The 20,920-nt window shown below is 62.5% G+C and carries 22 protein-coding genes; 8 read left to right on the top strand and 14 right to left on the bottom strand.

Annotated elements, in window-relative coordinates; genetic code table 11:
* Positions 1-126 precede the first annotated feature (126 nt).
* Positions 127-336 (bottom strand): DUF2842 domain-containing protein, encoded by a 210-nt coding sequence (locus EV286_RS18985; RefSeq protein WP_132958726.1) that lies wholly within the window; start codon positions 334-336, stop codon positions 127-129.
* 128 nt (positions 337-464) lie between these two features.
* Between EV286_RS18985 and EV286_RS18990 the strand changes: the two genes are divergently transcribed.
* Positions 465-1,568 carry a COX15/CtaA family protein gene (locus tag EV286_RS18990; protein ID WP_132958727.1) on the top strand — a complete coding sequence of 368 codons (1,104 nt, stop codon included), beginning with the start codon at positions 465-467 and terminating at the stop codon, positions 1,566-1,568.
* A 135-nt stretch (positions 1,569-1,703) separates the two neighbouring features.
* Here the strand turns inward: EV286_RS18990 and EV286_RS18995 are convergent, their stop codons facing one another.
* Complete coding sequence (locus EV286_RS18995; protein ID WP_207909888.1) at positions 1,704-2,495, bottom strand: hypothetical protein; 792 nt, start codon at positions 2,493-2,495, stop codon at positions 1,704-1,706.
* A gap of 404 nt (positions 2,496-2,899) precedes the next feature.
* Between EV286_RS18995 and EV286_RS19000 the strand changes: the two genes are divergently transcribed.
* Positions 2,900-3,973 (top strand): diguanylate cyclase, encoded by a 1,074-nt coding sequence (locus tag EV286_RS19000; protein WP_132958728.1) that lies wholly within the window; start codon positions 2,900-2,902, stop codon positions 3,971-3,973.
* Here the strand turns inward: EV286_RS19000 and EV286_RS19005 are convergent.
* Complete coding sequence (locus tag EV286_RS19005; RefSeq protein ID WP_132958729.1) at positions 3,961-6,435, bottom strand: glycosyl hydrolase family 28-related protein; 2,475 nt, start codon at positions 6,433-6,435, stop codon at positions 3,961-3,963. The two genes, EV286_RS19000 and EV286_RS19005, sit on opposite strands and share 13 nt — an antisense overlap.
* A 255-nt stretch (positions 6,436-6,690) precedes the next feature.
* Here EV286_RS19005 and EV286_RS19010 point away from each other — a divergent pair, with 255 nt between their 5' ends.
* A complete protein-coding gene (locus EV286_RS19010; protein ID WP_245500758.1) occupies positions 6,691-7,467 on the top strand; it encodes a pentapeptide repeat-containing protein in 777 nt (258 codons plus the stop codon).
* A 78-nt stretch (positions 7,468-7,545) separates the two neighbouring features.
* Here EV286_RS19010 and EV286_RS19015 read toward each other — a convergent pair whose 3' ends face one another.
* Positions 7,546-8,391 carry a methyltransferase domain-containing protein gene (locus EV286_RS19015; protein WP_132958730.1) on the bottom strand — a complete coding sequence of 282 codons (846 nt, stop codon included), beginning with the start codon at positions 8,389-8,391 and terminating at the stop codon, positions 7,546-7,548.
* Between the two features lie 215 nt (positions 8,392-8,606).
* Here EV286_RS19015 and EV286_RS19020 point away from each other — a divergent pair, with 215 nt between their 5' ends.
* Entirely contained in the window at positions 8,607-9,905 is a 1,299-nt protein-coding gene (locus tag EV286_RS19020; RefSeq protein ID WP_165932886.1) for a condensation domain-containing protein, read from the top strand.
* A 151-nt stretch (positions 9,906-10,056) separates the two neighbouring features.
* Here the strand turns inward: EV286_RS19020 and argC are convergent, their stop codons facing one another.
* Both argC and speB read right to left on the bottom strand, forming a co-directional pair.
* Positions 10,057-10,980: an N-acetyl-gamma-glutamyl-phosphate reductase gene (argC, locus tag EV286_RS19025; protein WP_132958732.1), complete on the bottom strand. Its 924-nt coding sequence runs from the start codon at positions 10,978-10,980 to the stop codon at positions 10,057-10,059.
* Between the two features lie 81 nt (positions 10,981-11,061).
* Positions 11,062-12,015: an agmatinase gene (gene speB / locus EV286_RS19030; RefSeq protein WP_132958733.1), complete on the bottom strand. Its 954-nt coding sequence runs from the start codon at positions 12,013-12,015 to the stop codon at positions 11,062-11,064.
* 334 nt (positions 12,016-12,349) lie between these two features.
* Here speB and EV286_RS19035 point away from each other — a divergent pair, with 334 nt between their 5' ends.
* Positions 12,350-14,326, top strand: a complete 1,977-nt coding sequence (locus EV286_RS19035; protein ID WP_132958734.1) for an acyltransferase family protein — start codon at positions 12,350-12,352, stop codon at positions 14,324-14,326.
* 190 nt (positions 14,327-14,516) lie between these two features.
* Here the strand turns inward: EV286_RS19035 and EV286_RS19040 are convergent, their stop codons facing one another.
* The 5 genes from EV286_RS19040 to EV286_RS19060 all read right to left on the bottom strand — a co-directional run bounded on the left by EV286_RS19040 (position 14,517) and on the right by EV286_RS19060 (position 17,296).
* Positions 14,517-14,999, bottom strand: a complete 483-nt coding sequence (locus tag EV286_RS19040; RefSeq protein WP_132958735.1) for a DoxX family protein — start codon at positions 14,997-14,999, stop codon at positions 14,517-14,519.
* Positions 14,992-15,768, bottom strand: a complete 777-nt coding sequence (locus EV286_RS19045; protein WP_132958736.1) for a DNA-binding domain-containing protein — start codon at positions 15,766-15,768, stop codon at positions 14,992-14,994. The genes EV286_RS19040 and EV286_RS19045 overlap by 8 nt, the downstream gene beginning before the upstream one ends.
* Before the next feature lie 8 nt (positions 15,769-15,776).
* Entirely contained in the window at positions 15,777-16,631 is an 855-nt protein-coding gene (locus EV286_RS19050; RefSeq protein WP_132958737.1) for a DUF692 domain-containing protein, read from the bottom strand.
* Positions 16,632-16,703: 72 nt separating this feature from the next.
* Positions 16,704-16,988 (bottom strand): DUF2282 domain-containing protein, encoded by a 285-nt coding sequence (locus EV286_RS19055; RefSeq protein WP_132958738.1) that lies wholly within the window; start codon positions 16,986-16,988, stop codon positions 16,704-16,706.
* A gap of 35 nt (positions 16,989-17,023) precedes the next feature.
* A complete protein-coding gene (locus EV286_RS19060; RefSeq protein WP_132958739.1) occupies positions 17,024-17,296 on the bottom strand; it encodes a DUF2282 domain-containing protein in 273 nt (90 codons plus the stop codon).
* Positions 17,297-17,521: 225 nt separating this feature from the next.
* Between EV286_RS19060 and EV286_RS19065 the strand changes: the two genes are divergently transcribed.
* A complete protein-coding gene (locus EV286_RS19065; protein ID WP_132958740.1) occupies positions 17,522-18,088 on the top strand; it encodes a sigma-70 family RNA polymerase sigma factor in 567 nt (188 codons plus the stop codon).
* Complete coding sequence (locus EV286_RS19070; RefSeq protein ID WP_132958741.1) at positions 18,075-18,710, top strand: DUF1109 domain-containing protein; 636 nt, start codon at positions 18,075-18,077, stop codon at positions 18,708-18,710. The genes EV286_RS19065 and EV286_RS19070 overlap by 14 nt, the downstream gene beginning before the upstream one ends.
* A gap of 74 nt (positions 18,711-18,784) precedes the next feature.
* Here EV286_RS19070 and rpsI read toward each other — a convergent pair whose 3' ends face one another.
* From rpsI to EV286_RS19085, 3 genes are all read right to left on the bottom strand, one after another.
* Positions 18,785-19,255, bottom strand: coding sequence for a 30S ribosomal protein S9 (rpsI, locus tag EV286_RS19075; RefSeq protein WP_132958742.1), 471 nt, complete (start codon positions 19,253-19,255; stop codon positions 18,785-18,787).
* A 3-nt stretch (positions 19,256-19,258) separates the two neighbouring features.
* Positions 19,259-19,723 (bottom strand): 50S ribosomal protein L13, encoded by a 465-nt coding sequence (rplM, locus tag EV286_RS19080; protein ID WP_132958743.1) that lies wholly within the window; start codon positions 19,721-19,723, stop codon positions 19,259-19,261.
* Between the two features lie 231 nt (positions 19,724-19,954).
* A complete protein-coding gene (locus tag EV286_RS19085; RefSeq protein ID WP_132958744.1) occupies positions 19,955-20,380 on the bottom strand; it encodes a PaaI family thioesterase in 426 nt (141 codons plus the stop codon).
* Here EV286_RS19085 and EV286_RS32015 point away from each other — a divergent pair.
* A complete protein-coding gene (locus EV286_RS32015) occupies positions 20,348-20,554 on the top strand; it encodes a hypothetical protein (protein WP_165932880.1) in 207 nt (68 codons plus the stop codon). The two genes, EV286_RS19085 and EV286_RS32015, sit on opposite strands and share 33 nt — an antisense overlap.
* The last annotated feature ends 366 nt before the right edge of the window (positions 20,555-20,920 follow it).

Below are 20,920 nucleotides of genomic sequence, written 5' to 3' on the forward strand. Positions count from 1 at the left end.
CTCCGCTTCGGAATTCGCGCAGGAGAGTAGTCCATGCCCGGCATAGGTTTGGTTTACCGGGCGGTTCGATATCAGCTTTTCCGAAAGTTACGGTTATCTGCCGGTTAACCGGCGCAAGTCCTTGCCTCAGCGCTGCTTCGGCCCGGCCATCCACTTTATGATGAGCATGGCCGGCAGGACCCAGAGCAGGCCCGTCGTGGAGAAGTAGATGAGATGCACCCACCACGGCGAAGCGCCCAGTGTCGCAACCGCTACAGTATTTGCCAGCACCGCATAGAGAAGCACGAGGACCACGAGGAGGATCGTGCCGATGAATTTGCGAAGGCGGACAGGCATCGGATATCTTTCGAACTTGAGGTCGAGCGAGGCCCCGACGGCCCGGCGCGACGGCATGCCGCAAAGCGGCGGGACTTGTTTTGCATGAGCCGGTAAGGCAAATCAACAGCCGCAACGAGGGAGCGGTCATGACAGTCGCGAATGCCACAACGGAAAACACGGTTCTCAGGGAAATCGCCCGCCAGGACCGCAACCGACGTGCAATCCGCATATGGCTCGGCTTCGTGCTCGTGGCGCTCTTCTGTCTGGTGCTTGTCGGCGGTGCGACGCGGCTTACCAATTCCGGACTCTCGATCACCGAATGGAAGCCGATCCATGGAGTGATACCGCCCCTGAATGCGGCGGAATGGGAGGAGGAGTTCCTGCTCTACCAGCGCATCCCGGAATACCAGCAGCTCAACAAGGACATGACCGTCGACGAGTTCAAGCAGATATTCTGGTGGGAATGGGCGCACCGGCTGATTGCGCGCGGTATCGGGGTCATCTTCGCCCTGCCGCTCCTCTTTTTCTGGCTGACGGGAAGGATCGAGCGCCGCTTGCGGCTGCCGCTCGTCGGTATATTGGCGCTCGGCGGCTTCCAGGGTTTCGTCGGCTGGTGGATGGTTTCCTCCGGCCTTGCCGTGCGCACCGACGTCAGCCAGTATCGGCTCGCGACCCATCTCGTCATTGCCTGCCTGATCTTCGCCGCCTGCATGTGGATCATGCGCGGCCTGACGCCGCATTCCAACGATCCGGCGCCGACGGCGGGCTCGCGGACGATGGCTGCGACGATCGCCGTGCTTGCCCTTTTCCAGATCTATCTTGGTGCTCTCGTGGCCGGCCTCGATGCGGGCTTTTCCTACAATACCTGGCCGCTGATGGACGGCGCCGTCGTGCCCTCCGGCCTCTTCGTGCAGCAGCCGTTCTGGATCAACCTCTTCGAGAACCCGAAAACGGTGCAGTTCGTGCACCGGCTGGGCGCCTATGTGCTTTTGGCCGTGGTGCTGATCAATATGGTGATTTCGCTACGCGCCGCGCCGCGAACGACCCATGCGCGCCGCTCCATCCTTCTCGCTCTGCTCGTCCTGGTGCAGGCCGGGCTTGGCATCACCACGCTCGTCCTGCAGGTGCCGCTTGACTGGGCTCTGCTGCATCAGGCCGGCGCGCTGGTCGTCTTCGGCTTTGCCATGGCCAATTGGCGCGCTTTCCACGGCGAGTATGCCCATGAAACCGCTCTTGACGTAAGGGACTGACGTTAGGGTAATCAGAGGTGACGCGACGCCGTTCACTCGGCCTTTCGGCCCGTGGCTTGAAAAGGTTTCGGCTGGAGCACGTGGAGTGCCTGGCAATAGGATGCGCAGCGTTCGCGCAACCTAACTGGCCTGACGCTAGAAGCGGAAATTCACCCCGAGTATCGGCCCGCTCATGACGGTATCGTTGACGAAACCGTCGCTGCTGTAGTTGACGCCGAGGGCACGATATCCGGCGACGGCCGATATATGGTCATTGAAATTGTAGCCGATGGCTCCTGCCACATCCCAGTCGATATCCGCACCACCGGCGCCGACCAATCCCCAACCGGTCACAAAGACTTCCGGCGTTATCGAGTAGGTTCCTCTCAGGCCGCCCACGGCATCTACCCATGTGGCACTGTCGCTTCTCGACGCGCCGTCGAGAATCCCGCCAGTCAAGGAGATCTTCGTCTCGCCGGACCAGATCCTGGCGCCGCCGACGACGTCGAGATGACCTTTCGGATCCTCGAGCACCGCGTATCCTGCGCCGAGAAACGCGGTGAAGGTCTTGGACTCCACATCGACTTCCGAGGCGATGATGCCGCGGGGCGTGGCGTCACTGGTCGACACCTTGACATAGATGACGTCGGCCAGGAGGCTGAACCGGTCGTAGCGGGCTTCGCCTGCTGCCATGAAGCCAAAGTCGAGATCCGACAGGATGTCCTTGAACTTCTCGTCCACATGGACAGTGGGCAAACCGAACGCGCCCACGTCCCCGTTCAGACCAGCCATCCAGAAGTAAGGCGCGACGTTGAATTCCCAGCCGGGCTCCTGCTCGGCAGCCTGAGGTTGCGGGGCAAGTGCCGGCATCAGGTCGGCTGCATGGGTCGGCGCGCTCGCTGCGAGCACCAGGACGGGCAGTATGATCCGGATCGAAAAGATATGCATGGCAGTCCCCCACTGCGTTTGCGATCAGTTCGGCCGCCCAAAACGATGGACCTTCGCCGACTACTGCAACGGTCGGCGGGGCAGGCCGTCTTCCACTTCGACGCGAAGTGCAACGCCCGCATCCTACGCAGCAGCCAGCGGCGCGTGCAAGTGCATTACGGCAACAGCCTCCCCGTTTCGCTGCAATCCGGGGACCAGAGCCTGCCTCGCAGGCATGTTCACGGGTTTTTAATGAGATTTCCCGTACGTTAGGCGTGGGGAATTTAGGAGGATCGCACGCAAGTGGCGCGTGTTTCGGTCGCACTGCGCGAATCAGCTTTCGACGATTCCCCTCCGATGTTTCGTGCGCATCTCAATCCAACACCGTTCCTGGCAATGCCGGCGACGCTCCTATCAAGGGCACCATGGTATCCGTGAATCCGACCCCGAATCAAAACGCCCAGCAGAGCCGCAGGGAGCTCTACTATAACGTGTTCGCCACGCTGACGCGGTTGCAGATCGACGCATCGCCAGTCAACTACGAACTCATGTACGAGATCATCAGCGGTAACAATCCGGAACTGCGCGAGAAGTTTGCCCGCCTCGGCAAGAACATCACGGAAGAGGATCTCGATGCCCTGGCGCGGACCTATCTGCCGCACCATTTCGGCGGCTCGGTCTTCGACCGCTCGACAAACCTGATCCAGAACGAATTGACGACCCTGAAGGAGTCGCTGCAATCCGGACAGAACTCGCTGACGAGCTATACCAACATGCTGGGGCAGGCGAGCGGGCACATTTCTTCGATCGATCCGAGCGACCCCAAGAAGATCCAGTCGCAGCTCCAGGCCATACAGCAGGCAACGGAGATGCAGCGCTCGAAGAGCAGCCAGATGCTGGAGACCGTCTCGACGCAGATATCCGCCGTTGCCGCCATTGCGAGCGACGTGGACGAATTCGAGAAGATGAAGTTCACCCATGCGGCGACGGGGCTCGGTAACCGGCGCGCTTTCAACAAGAAGATCGCCGAACTCTATATGGGCGAACGCTATCCCGAAGCGTCGCTCCTCTTTTGCAACCTTGTGGGATTGGAGCCCTTCGAGAAGAGGGAATTCCTCCAGTTAAAAGAGAGCATATTGCAGCGCATCGGCTCGATAGCTTCGCACGTGATCCAGGCAACGGATTCGGCAGCATGGCTCGACCGGCCGCAGGTCGGCATCATTGTCCTGACGAGCGCGGAGGCGGAGATCCGCCGCATCGCCGACCAGATCCGCAACGGCTGCAGGACTGCCTTCGGCGCCCCACGGCCGGGAACGCCTGTGGTGATGCCCCGCTTCGGCTGCTGCACGACCTTCGACGCTAACAATGCCTCGGACCTGATCCGCAATGCGGAAAAGGCGCTGGAGACTGCGATCGATGCGGCGGACGAGAAGGTTGCCTTCTTCGCCGCGAAGGACGCGGGCGGCGGGCGCAAGGACTGGTCGATCTACCGCGCCTGAACCGGCGAGCCGTCCACGCTCTGGTCGGCCTGCGGACCGTCGTTGCCCGTGGCGAACCCGCTCCAGGATGTGTCGACGTCGAGCCAGCTGTTTGCGGGCTGGCGGGTCCTGAAGCCGATGCTGCCGGCCAACGGCGCAGACCCACGCTCGAATGTGTTCCGGTAAAGCACAGTGTTGATCTTCTTCGAACTGTACGGCGGTGGGATCTTGAAGCGTCCGTCATAGGTCCACAGCAGCTTGTAGCCGTCTATGAAGCCGTAGGGCAGGTCGGTGAAGCTGTTGCCTTCGAAGACGGTCCCGTTGAAATCCGCACCGGCATAGTCCCAGCCCTCGTACTCCACGCCGATGTGCGCGAGGTTCTCGAAGCTGTTCTTCCGGTAGATGTTGCCGAGCCCGCCCCATGTGCCGCTCGCCACGGCGTCGCTGAAGGCGACGCCGATATAGAGGCCACTGTTGCTGTCGGTGACCGTGTTTCGCGAATATTGCAGGAAATAGGGGTAGAAGCCGCCGGGAGCGAGGGGCGCGACTGTCATCATGCCGTGCCGCATCCGGGAGATCCTGTTGCTGTCGACGACGACGTCATAGACGCTGCCCCACAGGAGGACGCCCGTCGAGTTCGAATCGTGCTCGCTGTAGGTCGCACGTCCCTCGAAGCTGTTGTCGTAGACCACCGCCTGCGACGCGATGCTGGCAACGGCGAAACGGCTTGAAGCGTCGGGTACCACATTCCACGGACGGTCGAGTGTCGCCTTCCCGTTGCTGACGGAGAGGATATGGCGGTATTGGCCGGCGCCACGACCGCCGATGACCACGACGTCGTGGCCGCCAGGCCTATCCTGCGGCGAGGGGGCAACGAGGCTGCGGAACGTGATGCTGTCCTGCGTGGCGCCGACGAAATCGTCTCTGACGTCGCCGCCGACGATCTCGAAGCAGATCTGCTCACCCTTGTTGCAGTCGACCTTGTCGCAGTCGTTGGGCGCGGCGTCGTGGGAGACGTTGTTGCCCCAGTAGAGATTCTTCATGCTGCCGAAATGCGCCTGGGCAACGAAGAACCGGCCGACGCCATGGCCGTCGTCGCGGCTCTCGTCGGCATTTGCGAGGTCGTTGCCGACCATGGCGAAGTCTCGCCCGCCCCAGAGCGCGGCGACGGATTCCCCGTTGCCGGTCATGCGAAAGCGGTTGCCGGTCATGAAGACCTGCCGGCTTGCCCCATAGAACGAGCCGTTTTCGATCAGCTCGGAGGCGTTGACATAGATGTCCGACGCGCGGGATGCCTCAGTGGCGGGAGCGCCCCAGGCTCGCAGGCGTGCGGATTCGATGCGCAGGCCTGAAATATCCGAGAGCTGGAGAAGGGCACGCGTGCCCGTCTGCCCATTGGCGTCGAGCGTCAGCCTCTCGAACTGCCCATTGCGGTCGGCGGCGTCGATCATGTTTCCGGAAACTGGCTTGTCCAGGCGGATCGTACTCAGGTCCATGCCGTCGCCAAGCCAGCGCACGTCGTTCGGTGCCGACAGCTCCGCCGTTACGCGGTAGGTTCCCGCGGGGAAGTGCACGGTCGCCGGGGCGGCCTTTCCGGCGGCGGCGAGCGCGAGCCTGATCGCCTGCGTGTCGTCGGCGGTGCCATCGCCCACGGCCCCGAAGCTCTTGGCTTCGACGACGCGCTTGTCCTGGTCCGCCCATGGCGAGCGGTCGAGCACGCCGAGTTGCAGCGGGCCGCTCCAGCCGAAACGCCCGCCATGACCGTTATGCACCCATACTTCGTAGGTGCCAGGTGCGAGGTCGGGGATACGGAAATCGACCTTGAACGGATTGACGGCGACCGGCGTTACAAATTGCCCGGTGCCCCCCGCGGGCTTGATGTAAATCGAGGAGGACGAGGTTCCGTTCGAGCGCGAGAGGTTGCGGCCATAGACAGCAATCGTCTCACCCGCCACGGCCTTGTCCGGCCCGATCCACCAGGCTTCGGTGCGGTTGATGGCGAAGGGGCGGCCATGTGCGTCGCCGCGCCGGGGCCAGACGAGATACATGGACCAGGCGGGGAGGGACGCGGGCATGAGGACCGTCGCCGCCGCCTCGTCGGCAACGAGTGCCTTTGTGCTCACCACGGATCCTGCTGCCGCCGAGGGTGCCTGGGCGAAGATGTCGAAGGATGTTGCCCCGCCGAGGTCGACGCCGGTCATGGAGACGATCTCGTCGCGGTCGGCAGTCCTCGATATCTCGGCAATCGCGGGTGCGGCGTCATCGACAGGGAAAACGGGTGGGTTGAACGGGTCGGCGCCCTCCGGCAGCGGCGGCTCCGGGTTCGGCACCGGAAAACCGAGAGCTGTCGGCGTTGCTTCGACGCCTGGTGAGGCAACGGCCGGGGAGGGCGTGCCGCCGGCGGAATTCTGGTCAGCGCGACCGCCCCCGGCGAAGACCACCAGGGTGAGGCATGCTGCGGCCAGAAACGCAACGCATCTCATGAAACCCCCAAACCCAATGGCGTTCGCCGGGGATCATTGCACAAGATGGCGTCCGCCGTCATTTATGCGAAAGCGGTAGTTGGCGGGGAAATCACGCGCTTGTGAACGAGAGCCGGCAAACACGCGCTGCCGTTCCTTCGCCTTTTCTTGGACTGGAAGCTGTGCGAAAACAGCAGGACGATATGTCTCCACCGCGAGTCGGTTCGGGGACGATTGCAAAAGGACCTCGTCCAACCAATGGGAGGATTGGCCGGAATGACATCGAAGCGCGCCCAGCGCGACTGCCTTAACGAACGCCGAACGGCACCGATGCGCGGATTGCCGAAGGGAGTGGTGCTTGCCGGTCTCCTGGCCGTTTCTGCATTCGCCGCGGGGTCGGTTCACCGCGCAGCCGAAGCGGCGGATTGCGGCAGCATGCCGACTGCAGGGCTGGACTGGAGCGATTGCAAGAAGCGCAATCTCATACTCCAGGGAAGCAACCTGGAAGGCGCGAAATTGATGGGCACCGATTTCGATGCCACCGACCTCAGCAATTCCAACCTGAAATGGGCCAATTTCGAAAAGGCAACGCTGGTGCGCGCCTGGCTGGCTGGCGCAAGCGCCGAAGGGGCCAATTTCGCGCGGATCGAGGCCTATCGTTCAAGTTTCGAGAATATCGTGGCGGAGGGCGCCTCCTTCGTCGGTGCAGAGTTGCAGCGGGCGAGTTTTGCCGGTGCGCGCCTCGTCAAGGCCAATTTCGAGAAGGCCGAGCTCGGGCGTGCCGATTTCGAGAAGGCGACGCTGACCGGCGCGAGCTTTTCGCTTGCCAACATGTCGCGCGCCGACCTGAGCGGTGCAATCCTTGAGGGACCGATCTCCCTGGACCGCGCCTTTCTCTACCTGACAAGGATCGAGGGCCTCGATCTTTCGGCCGCGACCGGCCTGGAGCAGGCGCAGATCGAACTCGCCTGCGGCGACTCGGCGACGAAGCTGCCGCCCGGATTGTCCGCGCCCTCCGACTGGCCTTGCCCGGCGGAGAAGGAAGAGCAGTGATCCAGGATGCCGGCCACGGAGCGGCCGGATCTGGAACTTCACCCACTGGCCGGTGGGCCGATCCGCAGCCGACCTCGGCTAGCGCGTTCCGACGATGACCCTCGCGGCTCCGGCGAATTCCGCCTTGCCCCCAATCATCGACTGGCGCGCGAAGTCGACCACTTCGTCCCTGATCCTCTTCTGCGTGGTCATGTCGGCCTGGGCGAGCCCGGCAACGACGGGAGCCGCAACGTCGGTCATGAAGTCCCAGTACTGTTCGGGGCCGTTGTGGACCATCGTGAGCACTATCTCGCTCTCGTCGATGTCGCGCAGACCGGCCTGAGCGAAGGCGGTTCGCATCATGCCCGCGGGGGCGCACCGAAAGAGTCCGGGTGAGCCCGGCGGCGAGGGCGGAAGCTCGACGTGCTGCGCGATGATGCTCATGATCTTCATCGCCCAGGGGTTCTTCTCCGGTTCCGACCAGACGGCCGCGCAAATCCGTGCACCGGGCTTTGCCACCCGAACGAACTCGCGAAGGCCGGCGTCGATGTCGGGAAAGAACATGAAGCCGAAACGGCAGAGAATGGCGTCGAAGCGCGCATCCTCGAAGGGAATGTCGCCGGCCTCGCAGACTTCGGTATCGTAGTTATCGAGACCGCGCTCCCTGGCGCTCTGTTCCGCCACTGCAAGCATCCGTTCGGAAAGATCCGTCGCCGTGACGCTGCCATGCGGGACCTGAATTGCGGCAGTAAGGCCGGGCTCGCCGGTACCGGCAGCAACATCGAGAACGCGGGCGTCGTCCCGCAGATGCGCCTGCCGGATCATGGCCTCGCTCACCGGTGCCATCCAGTCGAGCACCAGTTCGTCCCATTTCTTCCAGCCGGAGGAAAACCGGTCCCAAGTCTTGCGCTGCTGTTCGTGGATCGTCTCAAGGTTCGCGTACATGCATGCCTCCTCCCAGCCTTCTTCTATTGGGCGAGACACTATGAACACTAAATATTAGCTTGCAATGAAATTCGTGGCGGGAAGCCATTTGCCCGATTTGTCGAGCTTGCGCCGCCGGCAGGCTACGGTCGTAACATGCAAGCCTTCTCCTCGTAACGACAGCGTAACGCAAGGCATCGAACCTCCTGCCTGAAAGAGCCGGTAGGAGAAAAAAAGTGTCGAACGATCTTTCCTATGCAACGCACGAGCAGGCGAAATCCAGAGAGCAGGACGGCCGTTACCTGAGGGCGCTCGGCGCCCATGAGCGGCTGCTTCACCATATCTCGAGCCGCGTGCCGCGACATTTCTGCGTCGTGGCCGAGATCGTCGGAGCAAAGTCCCCGGAAGATTACCGGACGGCGATCGACATGGTCCAGCGGCGGCATCCCCTGCTGTCGGCTTTCGTCGAGGATGTGCCCGGCCGCGAGCTGCGCTTCCGGCGGTCCGATCGACAGATACCGATAACCTTCATTCCGCAAGCCCAGGAACCCAACTGGCGGCGCATCGTCGAGCAGGAGCTGCCGACACCGTTTTCGGACAGCGAGGCGCCGCTGATGCGGGTGACCGTCCTGCACGCGGCGGCACAGGCAACCGTCATCATCACCTTGCACCATGTCGGGTCCGACGGCCTGTCGGGAGCATATATCGTGCAGGACCTGCTGGAGGCGCTGGACGGCCGGGCACTGTCGCCGCTGCCGCTGGTTGCCTCGGTCGACGAGGTAGCGGAGAAGCTCCTGTCGCTGCCCGGCGAGGCCGACGAGGACGAGACTCCACCACTGGATGCCAGTGACGTTTCGGCGCCGGCCAGCGATGAGCAGACGGCCCCGCCGCGGGGTCTGCCCGGGGTCGTGACGGCGCTCACCATAGGCGAGGCGCTGGCGACAGTCGCGCGTCGTGCCTGCAGGGCGAACGGAACGACCCTCCACGGCGCCGTCTGCGCGGCTATGGCTCTTGCTGCCGGCGAGATCGAGGCCAAAGAGGGCCTGCTGATCATGACGCCCATCAGCCACAGGACGGTGTTCGGGCTCGACAGGCGCGATTGCGCACTGATGATCAGCGTAAGCTCGGCTCATCTCATGCCCGGTGCGACGCCCGAATTCTGGCAGCTTGCCCGCCAGGTGACGGATGGTCTCGCCCAGTCGCGCAGTCCGCATGGTATCCTGGCGGCCACACGTGCGATGAATGCCGATTTCCCGGGCGGCGCCCACCGTGGCCCTTCGGTTCCGGGGAAGGGCGTTTCCTACGACGTCGTCGCCTCCAACCTTGGCTCGATCGCGTTTCCGACCAGCCTGAACTCGGTGTGGTTGAAAGCGTTCTGGGGACCCATCATCAGGGGCGGCGCCCCGGACGCGCGGGCAATCAGCCTGGCGAGCGTCGGCGGCCAGCTGCGCATGACCGAGACCGTTCCTCCGGGCACGCCGTCCATTCTCGACCTGATGCGCCGAAAGCTCGTCCACGAATGCGCTGAAGGCTGACGTCACGCCTCTAACGAGGCGACCTATCGAATTGGCGTACGCCGCCGGAGATCCATCTCGGTCTTCGCATAGTGCGCCAGGGCCCGGCATTGCCCATGATGCCGGGCCTTCCTTATTTCTGCTGCCGAACGTGATCGAAGTTTGAAGCGCCCTAGGAGACGAGCATCAGGTCCAGGTTCTGGACGGCCGCGCCCGAGGCACCCTTGCCGAGATTGTCGTAGACGGCGACGAGAGCCGCTTGGGCCGTTGCGTCATTGAAGAAGACGTGCAGACGCATGCGGTTCGTATTGTTGTAGATTTCCGGATCGAGTTCCGCGGTGCGCTCCGTGGTGTCCAGGGGAGCGACCTCGACGAAGCCCTTCGTGCCGGCATAGTAGTCGGCAATCGCAGCGTGGAGTTCTGCGCCCTTCGGCACCTTCGGCAGATGCGAGAGCTGCAGCGGCACGCTGACGACCATGCCCTGGGCGAAATTGCCGACGACCGGCTGGAAGAGCGGCACGCGGGAGAGCTTGGCATAGCGCTGCAGTTCGGGCAGGTGCTTGTGCTTGAAGGTCAGTCCATAGGGCATGTATTCCGGCGCATCCTCGCCCTTGCCCTGGTAATCCTCGATCATAGTCCGGCCGCCGCCGCTATAGCCCGATATTCCGCTGACCGTGACCGGGAAATCGGCCGGCACCAGGCCAGCCTCGACGAGCGGGCGCAGCATGGCGATCGGCCCCTGAGGCCAGCAGCCGGGATTGGCGACGCGCTTGGCCGACGCGATGACGCCGGCTTGTTCCTTGCTCATCTCCGGGAAGCCGTAGGCCCAGCCTTCGGCAACGCGATGGGCGGTCGAGGCGTCGATGACCTTGGTGCGATCGTTCTCGATCAGGCTGACGCTCTCCTTCGCGGCGTCATCGGGCAGGCAGAGGATTGCGACATCGGCCTCGTTGAGGAGGGCGGCGCGTACGGCGGTGTCCTTGCGGCTCTCCGCCGGGATCGACAGCAGCTTCAGATCGCGGCGTTCGGCCAGACGCTCACGGATCTGCAGACCCGTCGTTCCAGCCTCGCCATCGATGAAGATCTTTGCTGTCATGATTGTCCTGCGCTTTCAGTAGGTTCGGATCGTTTCCGGAATCATTCTGCCATGAAGTTGAATCAGTTTGATAACAGCTGATCACTTCGCTGCTGCGCGCCTTTCGGCGTGGAGGCCCAGCATATACATCGCGACCGTCGCCCCGGCAATGGCGGTGATGTCGGCATGGTCGTAGGGCGGCGAGACCTCGACGACGTCCGCGCCTCTGATGTCGAGCTGTTGCAGGTGCTGCAGCACGGAGAGGATCTTCGCACTCGACGGGCCGCCGGCGACGGGCGTGCCGGTGCCCGGTGCATAGGCCGGATCGAGGCAATCGATGTCGAAGGTAAGGTAGGCGGGCGCTCCCTTCGTGTGCGAAACGATGAGCGAGGCGATATCGCCCGCGCGCATCTCCTCCACCTGGTGACCGTAGAGAATGTGGATACCGCAATCTTCCGGCGCATGGGTACGGATGCCGATCTGGATCGACCGATCTGGATCGATGATGCCGGAACGTGCGGCGCGCGCCACGAAGGATCCGTGGTCGAGCCGACCCTCATCATCCAGCCAAGTGTCCTGATGCGCGTCGAACTGCACCAGCGCGAGCGGCCCGTGCCTCGCCGCATGTGCCTTCAGCAGCGGCCACGTGACGTAGTGGTCGCCGCCGAGCGTCAGCAGGAACGCCCCGCTGTCGAGAATGACATTCGCCTGGCGCTCGATCGCTGCCGGTGTCTCCTGGTGATTGCCGTAGTCGAGGAGGCAGTCGCCATAGTCGATAACAGCCATTTCGGCGAAGAGATCGCGGTTGAAGGGATATTGCGGATCATTGTCGAAGATCGCCGAAGCGCGGCGGATCGCCTGCGGTCCGAAGCGCGTGCCCGGGCGGTTCGAGGTCGCCGCATCGAATGGGACGCCCCAGACAGCCGCATCGACCCCTGCCAGGTCCTTGGTGAAGCGGCGACGCATGAAGGACAGCACGCCCGCGAAGGTCGGGTCGGAGGCAGCCGAAGTAAGACTCTGCGCCGTAAAGGCGTGATCGATCGACTTGTTCGCCAAAAAAGGTTCCTTCCTCTGCAGTGAAACCGTAGCCGGGGGACAAAAGTTTCGGTGCTATTCGAATACAGGAAGGGCGCAAAAGTCAAAGCCCCGAACGAAGCACAGGCCAAGTGTGCCGCGCTGAGCCGACCTGCATGGCGGTTGCCTTGCGCCCGGCGCGCCAGGGAATCTCACGCTCGATGTGTTTCAAGCAGCCAACTGGGTCGGCAGGCACGCCACGCACGGCGATGTGCAACAAGCCGATTGCGTTTCGCGGAATGATTGCATATCAACCACCGATTACTGTCGCCAAATCAAATTAGTATATTATAAATCAATAACTTAATAGAATATTATGCCGTATCGCAAAGAGATTGATGGCCTTAGGGCCTTGGCGGTTGTTTCCGTAATTTTGTTTCATGGCGGCTTTGCCTTCTTTGGCGGCGGGTTCGTTGGGGTCGATGTCTTCTTCGTGATCAGCGGTTTCCTCATCACGACGATCCTCCTCGAGGATATCCGCACTGGCAGCTTCTCCCTTGTGGAGTTCTACGAGAGGCGGGCGCGCCGCATCCTCCCGGCGCTCATTTTCGTCGTTGCGTGCTGTCTGCCGTTCGCCTGGCTCTGGATCATGCCGGCAGAGTTTCGCGCCTTTTCGGACAGTTTGGTCGCCGTCAGTCTTTCGGGGGCAAACTTCCTGTTCTGGTTTAAGAGCGGGTATTTTGCTCCGGAGGCGGGGGAGATACCCCTTCTTCATACTTGGAGCCTTGCGGTGGAAGAGCAGTACTACATGCTTTTTCCGTTGCTGCTCATCCTCTTGGCGAAGCTCGCGCCGCGCCGTCTGCCGCTCTGTCTCATCGCGATCGCCTGCACAAGCCTCCTCTACAGTGAATGGGCGTCACGCGCCTATCCGTCCGCCAACTTCTATCTTCTGCCCTCGCGAGCATGGGAGTTCCTTGCCGGCTCCATCTGCAGCATCCTGCAAGAGAGGCGATTGCGGCGCGGTAACGACCTGCTTGCGCTGTTGGGCCTTGCCCTCATCGTCTTTTCGGTCCTTCACTTCGACGAGGCTTCGCCCATTCCGTCGCTCCTCGGCCTCGTTCCCATTATCGGTACTATGCTGGTTCTTCTCTTCGCGCGGCAGGGGACCGGCGTAGCCCGGTTGCTTTCGGGGCGGATTCCATCAGGGATCGGCAAAATCAGCTACAGTGCCTACCTTTGGCATCAGCCTCTCTTTGCATTTGCAAGGATCCGCAGCCTCGATGCTCCACCGCCGAGCACCATTGCCCTCCTCGCTTGCCTGTCGCTCGTTCTGGCATATTTTTCCTGGCGGTTCGTAGAGCAGCCGTTCCGTGGGAAAGGAGCCTGGCTGTCCTTCCGCGGGGTTGTGGTTTCAGCGTCTGCTGTACTTTTGCTATTCATCAGCTTGGGCGTCTATGGACACGACACGCGGGGCATTCCGTGGCGGCTGCCGTCCCCAATCAGCGATTTTGTCGCCCGCAATGAATGGAGCAAGCACTGCCTTGTCGCTGACCGCGCGAATTGGGACAGGCTTCCGATCAAGGACTGCATCTTCAATGGCGGCTTTACAGAGAAATACGCGATCCTCGGCGATTCCGTCGCATCGTCGTTGACACCGGCGCTCGCCCACCAACTGGGTGACGCTGGCATTGCGCTGGAACAGATCACACACAGCTTCTGTGCGCCGCTGATGGGCGTTGCGATACACAACCGCCGTGCAAGCGATTGCGGCACCTTCAACGCGGAAGCAGTCGACCTGCTGGTTCGCAGCGACGTGAAGACAGTCGTGCTTGCGGCCTCCTGGCAGGCATTCTTCAGCCAGCAGGGATATGATTTCGACGGAACTGAAGCCGAGCGGTCGGATGCCGGTCCGAGACTTCGGGCCGCCCTCGACAAGACCGTTCACGAGCTCACCTCCGCGGGTATCCGCGTCATCATCGTCTATCCGCACCCGATCGGCGACAGTCCGGTGGTGGCCAAGGCGGCAAAGCTCATGCACAAGGGCGTTGCAAAGCCGACGATTTCCATCTCGACGGATGAGTTTCGCAGGCAGGCATCGGAGGCCTACGCCTACCTCGACGGTCCCGGGGAGCAGGACGTCGTCAGGATCCATCCGGCCGAGGCATTCTGCGGGCAAGTCGAAAGCGGGCGCTGTGATCTTGCAAGGGATGGCAGGGCATATGTTTTCGACGAGGTGCATTTCACGCCGGGCGGCGCGGAACTCGTCGCAGGGCAAATCATGGAACGCATTCGCGAAAGTGAGGCGCCGACAACGAAGCTCTCGTTCGGTGATCCTTCGCATGTCATGAACTAGCTACTGCGCCGCGATCTCCGAAAATTCGTTGATTTGCAGGCGTTTATCTTGGAACACGTAAACGATCGCGTCTGTCGGCGGGGACGTTCGAAATGAGCGCCGATCAGATAGTCGAGCGTCGGTGCCTTCCGTCGGCGACCCACAAAGCAACAAAAGGCCGGGATTGCTCTCGGCCCGAAGGGCCTGGCGCTCAGCCGAGGAGCCCGAAACGACGTGCGATAAGATAGTCGAGGGAGAGGCGACCGGGGCCGCCGGCGGCGATGACCAGGAAGCAGACGGCCCAGGTGCCGTGCGTCGGCCAGGCGTCGGGATAGACGAAAATCTCGATGACCAGCGTCATGCCCAGGAGGGCGAGTGCCGACAGGCGACTTGCGAGGCCGATGACGAGCAGGACCGGGAAGAAATGCTCGGCGAAGGCCGCGAGGTGGGCAGCGAGCCAGGGATCGACGAAAGGCACCTTGTATTCGTTCTCGAAGAGATAGACGGCGTTGTCGGTGACGTGCCAGCCGTCCACCTTCGTCTGGCCGGACTGCCAGAAGACGGCGGCAATCGAAAACCGGGAGACCAGGGCGATGAAATCGTGCGGGATGCGGTCGAGGAGCCGGAGCGCGCCATGAAGACGCTCGACTGTCGTGCGCGGCGGGGGAACGGTCATGCTCATGTCGCTATTCATCGGTGTCTCCTTCCTTGCGGATGGTGGTGAAGGCGCCGGACTGGATGAGGCCGGCAAGATTGGTCGAAAGGTCGAATTCGGGAGCGGCGAGCACAGCACCTTCGGCGGCCGCGGCAAGCGTCGCACCCTTGGCAAGCGCCTGCAGGAAGGCAGCGCCGCCCGGTGGAAGACGGTGGACCTCGACGAGCATGTGGGGACGAACCACCAGCGCATCTTCGCCCGTCCACGGATCGATCGGCGCAACGTCGAGTTCTCCGGCATTCATTGCCCAGATGGTGACAACGGGATGGGTCGAATGCAGGATCGACAGTGACGGGTGCGGCACCAGGCGAAGGCCGGCCAGCGCCCCCGGACCGACCTTCGCAAGTTCTGCAGGATCGAGCGGTTCGACGTCCGCCGCGTGGTAGGCGCGGCCCCGTGCCGCCTCGAGCCGGATGACGTCGGGGAGGTATGCGAGCGCCCGGGCCGGCTCGAAGCCTGCTACGAAGTCCGCGAAGTTGTCTCCATAGGAGAGAAGGAGCGGCGAGCGCGGCGGATGCAGCTGGACGAACGCCCGTGCCATCGCCGCGAAGAAGTCCTTCCCGACGATCTGTTCGGCGGCCGGGAAGCGCGATGCAATCGCGCCCGTCAGGCCGGTCGATACATTGTTGCGGTAGACGCCGAAGCGGCGTTCCGGCTCGCGCCCGTTCCAGGCCGCAAGGCCGGGCGGAACGGGAAGCCCCGCATCCGCGAGCGCCGCGGCGAAGCGTGTCTGTATATCGGCCGACATGGCGAGCCTCACGCGGCGCGCCGCCGAGCGGCGGCATCGAGGATGGACTGGGCGGCCTCCGCCTCGCTGCGCAGGACCGTCCATTCTGGCACGTCGTTGTCCCACTCGACGAGGCTCGCGACCGGACCGGTGCGCGCGATGACGTCTTCGTAGAGCGCCCAGACGGGATCTTTGACCGGCGTGTCGTGGCTGTCGATCAGGAGCGGCGCGCCAAGATCGTCGACGGTCTCGGAATGGCCGCTCAGATGGATTTCGCGGACCTTTTCCAGCGGGAAGCGGGCGATATAGGCGGCTGGGTCGAGGCGGTGGTTGGTCGCGGCCACGAAGACGTTGTTGACGTCGAGCAGCAGGCCGCAGCCGCTGCGGCGGGAGACTTCGGCGAGGAATTCGGTCTCCTCGATCGTGCTTTCCTCGAAGAGCAGGTATGTCGCGGGATTCTCGAGCAGCATCTGCCGCTTCAACGTCTCCTGCACCTGGTCGACATGTTCGGCGACGCGGGCAAGCGTGGCCTCGGTATAGGGAAGCGGCAGGAGGTCGTTGAGGAACACGCTGTCATGCGTCGACCATGCAAGATGCTCGGAGAAGCTTTCCGGCTCGTAGCGGTCGCAGACGATCTTCAGCCGGGCGAGATGCTCTCTGTCGAGCGGTTGCATCGAGCCGATCGAAAGGCCGACTCCGTGGATGGAGAGCGCATAGTCCTGGCGCAGCTTGCCGAGCTGGGCATGCGGCGGACCGCCGGCGCCCATATAGTTCTCGGCATGGACTTCGAAGAAGCCGATCGGCTGCCGCTGGCTGATGATTTCGGCAAAATGTTCGGGCTTGAAGCCGACGCCGGCATGGCGTGGCAGTTCGGACGCTTTCATGATGGATCTCCTTGAGGTCGGACGGACGGCGCCGGGGATGCGCCGTCCGTGAATGCAGGGGCGGTCGCCTGCTCAGGCGGGAGCCGGACCCTGCATCAGAGTGCCGTGGCCGTTCGGCGTCTTCATAGCCTCGCACGTCCCGGCGGGAACCAGCTTCCAGGAGTTCTGCTGGTAGTCGATCTTTGCGGTGCCGGCGCAGGTGGTGCCGGCACCAGCGGCGCAATCGTTCTGGCCCTTGAGCGCGATGCCGTAGCACTTCTCCTTCGCATCGGCGGCAGCCGAGGGCTGCACGCTGCCGATCAGCGTCAGCGCCGTAGCGACGGATGCAGCAAGGACGGTTGCGGAACGTATGGTCATGTTCGATCTCCGGTGATGAAACGAGGAAGTGCGGTTCAGGCGGGCGTTGCCGAGCCATGACCGCCGCCCGGCGTCATCATGGACGTGCAGGTGCCGGCGGGAACGAGCTTGAAGGACATCTTGTCGTAGTCGGTCATCGACTTGCCGGCGCAGTCATGCTTGCCGGCGGCACAATCGTTCTGGCCCTTGAGTGCGACGCCGTAGCATTTTTCCTTCGCGTCGGCGGCGTAGGCTGGTGCGGCGACAACAGCGGCAAGCGCAGATGCCAGAGAGCCGGCGAGGGCGAGGGTGACGATGCTGTTCTTCATGGTTCTGTCTCCGTTTCGGGGAAGCCGTCATTGGCTTGCATCAGGGGCTACGGAGGCACATTTGGATTCGTTACAGCGAGTTCATCTATTTTTTGCGGGATGGGTCTTGCCGTCGTCGCCGCTGCGGGTGAGAAAGCCTGCAAAGCAAGACGTTGCGCGCTCTGACGATAAATTTCGCGGGGCCGGTAACAAAAATGTGTGCCCGTGCGTAGAGGATGATGTCGGGTGAAACATTCGGCGCGTGAAGAGGAATGGGCAGGCTGGATGCGCAGCGCCATGAAAGGCGACACGCAGGCCTACCATCGCTTTCTTTCGGCGGTCACGCCGCACCTGCGCGCCATGGCCCGCCGGCGCTGCGACCAGTTCGGAGCACCGGCGAGTGAAGCCGAGGACGTCGTGCAGGAAGTGCTGCTCGCCGTTCACTTGAAGCGCGGCACCTGGGATCCGGCGCGTCCGATCGGGCCGTGGCTGTCGACCATCGTGCGCAACAAGCTGATCGACAGCCTCAGGCGCCGCGGCCGCCACGTCAGCGTTCCGATCGAGGACGTGGTGGCAACCCTGGAGGCCGAGGAGAAGGTCGACCCCTTGGATCGGCTGGACGCCGAACATATGTTGGAGCGGCTCAAGGATCCGCAGCGCGATATCGTACGCTCGATCTCGATCCAGGGCGCCGGTGTGCGCGAGACGGCCGAGCGGCTGAAGATGAGCGAAGGGGCGGTGCGCGTCGCCCTTCACAGGGCGCTGAAATCGCTGGCGGCCCTTTATCGGAGTGACGGAAGTGAAAACGGATGACCTGATCAATCTCATGGCGCAGGATGCCCCGGTCCGCATGCGGCTCGGCCGTATGATGCTGATGGCGCTGCTGATCGGCATCGGCGTTTCTGCCGCGCTCATGATCTCGACGATCGGCGTCCGCCACAACATGCTGACGGTCTTCGAGACCGCTCGCGTCTTCTTCAAGATCTGCGTGACCCTTGTCCTGGCGATCACTGCCAGCCGCCTCGTGTTCCAGATCGGCCGTCCCGGCGTTCCGCTGAAAACCCTGGCAATGGCACTCCTCCTGCCTGCGGCCATGGTGGTCGTCGGTGTCGGCGCAGAATTGATCGTCGTGCCCCAGCAGCAATGGGCCGCGAGCATGGTCGGCCGCAATGCCGGCTACTGCCTCCTGATCATTCCGGTGCTTTCGCTGGCGCCGCTTGCGGGTTTCCTGCTGGCGCTTCGCAACGGCGCACCCGGCAATCCGGGGCTTGCAGGCGCAGTCGCCGGACTGGCGGCGGGCGGCATCGCCGCCGCGATCTATGCCTGGCACTGCCCCGACGACAGTCCGCTTTTCCTGGCAAGCTGGTACGCAATGGCGATCGCCGTCGTGACGGTCGCGGGCTTCTTAATCGGAAGACGGGCGCTGCGCTGGTAGGCCTGTCGCGACCCGGCAACAAACAAGGCCGGGATTGCTCCCGGCCTTGAAGGTTTCCGTATTCCCGTAAGCGATTAGCGCTTGGAGAACTGGAACGAACGACGGGCCTTGGCCTTGCCGTACTTCTTGCGTTCGACGACGCGGCTGTCGCGCGTCAGGAAGCCGCCCTTCTTCAGGACCGGGCGCAGGCCCGGCTCGAAGTAGGTGAGCGCCTTGGAGATGCCGTGACGAACGGCACCGGCCTGGCCGGAAAGGCCGCCGCCGGCAACGGTCGCGTCGATGTCGAACTGGCCGTCACGGGCAACTGCGACGATCGGCTGGCGCAGGATCATCTGCAGAACCGGACGCGCGAAATAGGTCGCGAATTCCTTGCCGTTGACGGTGATCTTGCCGGAGCCCGGCTTGACCCAGACGCGGGCGACGGCGTTCTTGCGCTTGCCGGTCGCGTAGGAGCGGCCTTGGGCGTCGACCTTGCGGACGTGAACCGGAGCGGCCGGAGCATCCGTCGAGGTGCCGAGTTCCTTCAGGGAGGAGAGGTCAGCCATTTATCAGGCGCTCCTTACGTTCTTCTTGTTCAGCTTTGCGACGTCGAGGACGGCCGGCTGCTGCGCTTCGTGGGGATGGTTGGAGCCGGCGTAAACACGCAGGTTCTTCATCTGGCGACGGCCGAGCGGGCCACGCGGAACCATGCGCTCAACGGCCTTCTCGAGGACGCGCTCCGGGAAGCGGCCTTCGATGATCTGGCGCGCGCTGCGCTCCTTGATGCCGCCGGCATAACCGGTGTGCCAGTAATAGACCTTGTCTTCGTACTTCTTGCCGGTGAAGACGACCTTGTCGGCATTGATGACGATGACGTTGTCGCCGTCGTCAACGTGAGGCGTGAAGGTTGCCTTGTGCTTGCCACGCAGGCGCATGGCGATGAGAGAAGCGAGGCGGCCGACGACGAGACCTTCGGCGTCGATGAGAACCCACTTCTTCTCCACCTCTGCAGGCTTCTGGGAGAAGGTTGCCATTGTTGTTACTCTCTTTTGGACCCTTGGCCCGAAGGCTTTTGGGCGTTTCTTGTTGCTTGGTTTAGCCGGCCGGAGCCGCGCCAAAAAAGAAAGCAGCCGGGAAAGGCTGCGATCCGTGGTGGCTTATAAGGGCGAAGCTTTTAAAGGTCAAGATCGGCCAAGTTGGCGGTCTGAAAAATATCCAAGCAAAATCATATACGTAGATATGAGGTATTATAATACCACAAAAAATCAGCGCGGTGGGATCGAATAGGTCGCCGTCGCGTGGGCGACCATCTCCTCCGGATCGTCCTGATAGATCGAGGCTTCGATGACGGCAAGCCGCTTGCCGAGTTTCAGGATCCGGCAGGTGCAGGTCAGCATCTTCGGCTGCGGCAGCCGCAGGAAATTGATGGTGAGGCTGGTGGTGACCGCAAGCGCCACCGGCCCGATATGGGAGAGCACGACCACATAGGCAGCGACATCGGCAAGCGTGAAGAGGGTGGGGCCGGAGATCGTGCCGCCCGGGCGCAGGTGCCGGTCCGAGGGATCGAGCTGCATGGCGATCCGCCCGGGTTCGATCGCAGTCACCGAGAAGACTCGCCCGTCGGTGTGGATCTGCGGAAAATCGGTTTCCAGGAAGGCGTGAACCTCATCGATCGTCATGACGGGCATCATTTTTTTGCGCACTCCGATGGACGGGCGTTTGCTCTTGTGAGCGGCTTTGTGGCAAAAAGCACTATCACAAATGCTGCTGCGGGCGGTGATGATCTGCGGATACTACTCACTCACAAGTCGGCGAAATTTGCCGATTTGCCAGAAATTAATACTGACCCCAACTTGCCAGGTTGAACTGCCTATTTAAGGTGTGTGTGGATTGATTTCATAGCGCACTGGTTGATATCTAACGCGCTGCGTAAAATACACTTCATGAGCATGGAAATAGATAGGCGATGGCTAGAGTAGTCAATTTTGAGCGCGGTCATATGGACCGCATGCAGTTGCATGATGAGATCGACGCGACGATTTTCGTGCAGGAAGTCGAGGGCCGTAGGCTCTTGCAAATTTCGAGCTATGGTCGAGAAGGAAGAGAAAGGCCGGGGCAGGTTTCGCAAACTTTCCAGTTTGACGAAAATTCTGCAAGGCAACTCTTCTACGCTCTTCGAGACCACTTTGGGTTCGAGTAGGTTTTCCCGGACTTTTCGAGAATATCAAAAC

Source organism: Rhizobium sp. BK251 (assembly GCF_004345245.1).
Taxonomy (GTDB): domain Bacteria; phylum Pseudomonadota; class Alphaproteobacteria; order Rhizobiales; family Rhizobiaceae; genus Rhizobium.

Excerpts from the sequence above, each read along its gene's own strand:
- EV286_RS18985 (WP_132958726.1), bottom strand. The coding sequence starts at position 336 with ATGCCTGTCCGCCTTCGCAAATTCATCGGCACGATCCTCCTCGTGGTC.
- EV286_RS18990 (WP_132958727.1), top strand. The coding sequence starts at position 465 with ATGACAGTCGCGAATGCCACAACGGAAAACACGGTTCTCAGGGAAATC.
- EV286_RS18995 (WP_207909888.1), bottom strand. The coding sequence starts at position 2,495 with ATGCATATCTTTTCGATCCGGATCATACTGCCCGTCCTGGTGCTCGCA.
- EV286_RS19000 (WP_132958728.1), top strand. The coding sequence starts at position 2,900 with ATGGTATCCGTGAATCCGACCCCGAATCAAAACGCCCAGCAGAGCCGC.
- EV286_RS19005 (WP_132958729.1), bottom strand. The coding sequence starts at position 6,435 with ATGAGATGCGTTGCGTTTCTGGCCGCAGCATGCCTCACCCTGGTGGTC.
- EV286_RS19010 (WP_245500758.1), top strand. The coding sequence starts at position 6,691 with ATGACATCGAAGCGCGCCCAGCGCGACTGCCTTAACGAACGCCGAACG.
- EV286_RS19015 (WP_132958730.1), bottom strand. The coding sequence starts at position 8,391 with ATGTACGCGAACCTTGAGACGATCCACGAACAGCAGCGCAAGACTTGG.
- argC (WP_132958732.1), bottom strand. The coding sequence starts at position 10,980 with ATGACAGCAAAGATCTTCATCGATGGCGAGGCTGGAACGACGGGTCTG.
- EV286_RS19035 (WP_132958734.1), top strand. The coding sequence starts at position 12,350 with ATGCCGTATCGCAAAGAGATTGATGGCCTTAGGGCCTTGGCGGTTGTT.
- EV286_RS19040 (WP_132958735.1), bottom strand. The coding sequence starts at position 14,999 with ATGAATAGCGACATGAGCATGACCGTTCCCCCGCCGCGCACGACAGTC.
- EV286_RS19045 (WP_132958736.1), bottom strand. The coding sequence starts at position 15,768 with ATGTCGGCCGATATACAGACACGCTTCGCCGCGGCGCTCGCGGATGCG.
- EV286_RS19050 (WP_132958737.1), bottom strand. The coding sequence starts at position 16,631 with ATGAAAGCGTCCGAACTGCCACGCCATGCCGGCGTCGGCTTCAAGCCC.
- EV286_RS19055 (WP_132958738.1), bottom strand. The coding sequence starts at position 16,988 with ATGACCATACGTTCCGCAACCGTCCTTGCTGCATCCGTCGCTACGGCG.
- EV286_RS19060 (WP_132958739.1), bottom strand. The coding sequence starts at position 17,296 with ATGAAGAACAGCATCGTCACCCTCGCCCTCGCCGGCTCTCTGGCATCT.
- rpsI (WP_132958742.1), bottom strand. The coding sequence starts at position 19,255 with ATGGCTGACCTCTCCTCCCTGAAGGAACTCGGCACCTCGACGGATGCT.
- rplM (WP_132958743.1), bottom strand. The coding sequence starts at position 19,723 with ATGGCAACCTTCTCCCAGAAGCCTGCAGAGGTGGAGAAGAAGTGGGTT.
- EV286_RS19085 (WP_132958744.1), bottom strand. The coding sequence starts at position 20,380 with ATGATGCCCGTCATGACGATCGATGAGGTTCACGCCTTCCTGGAAACC.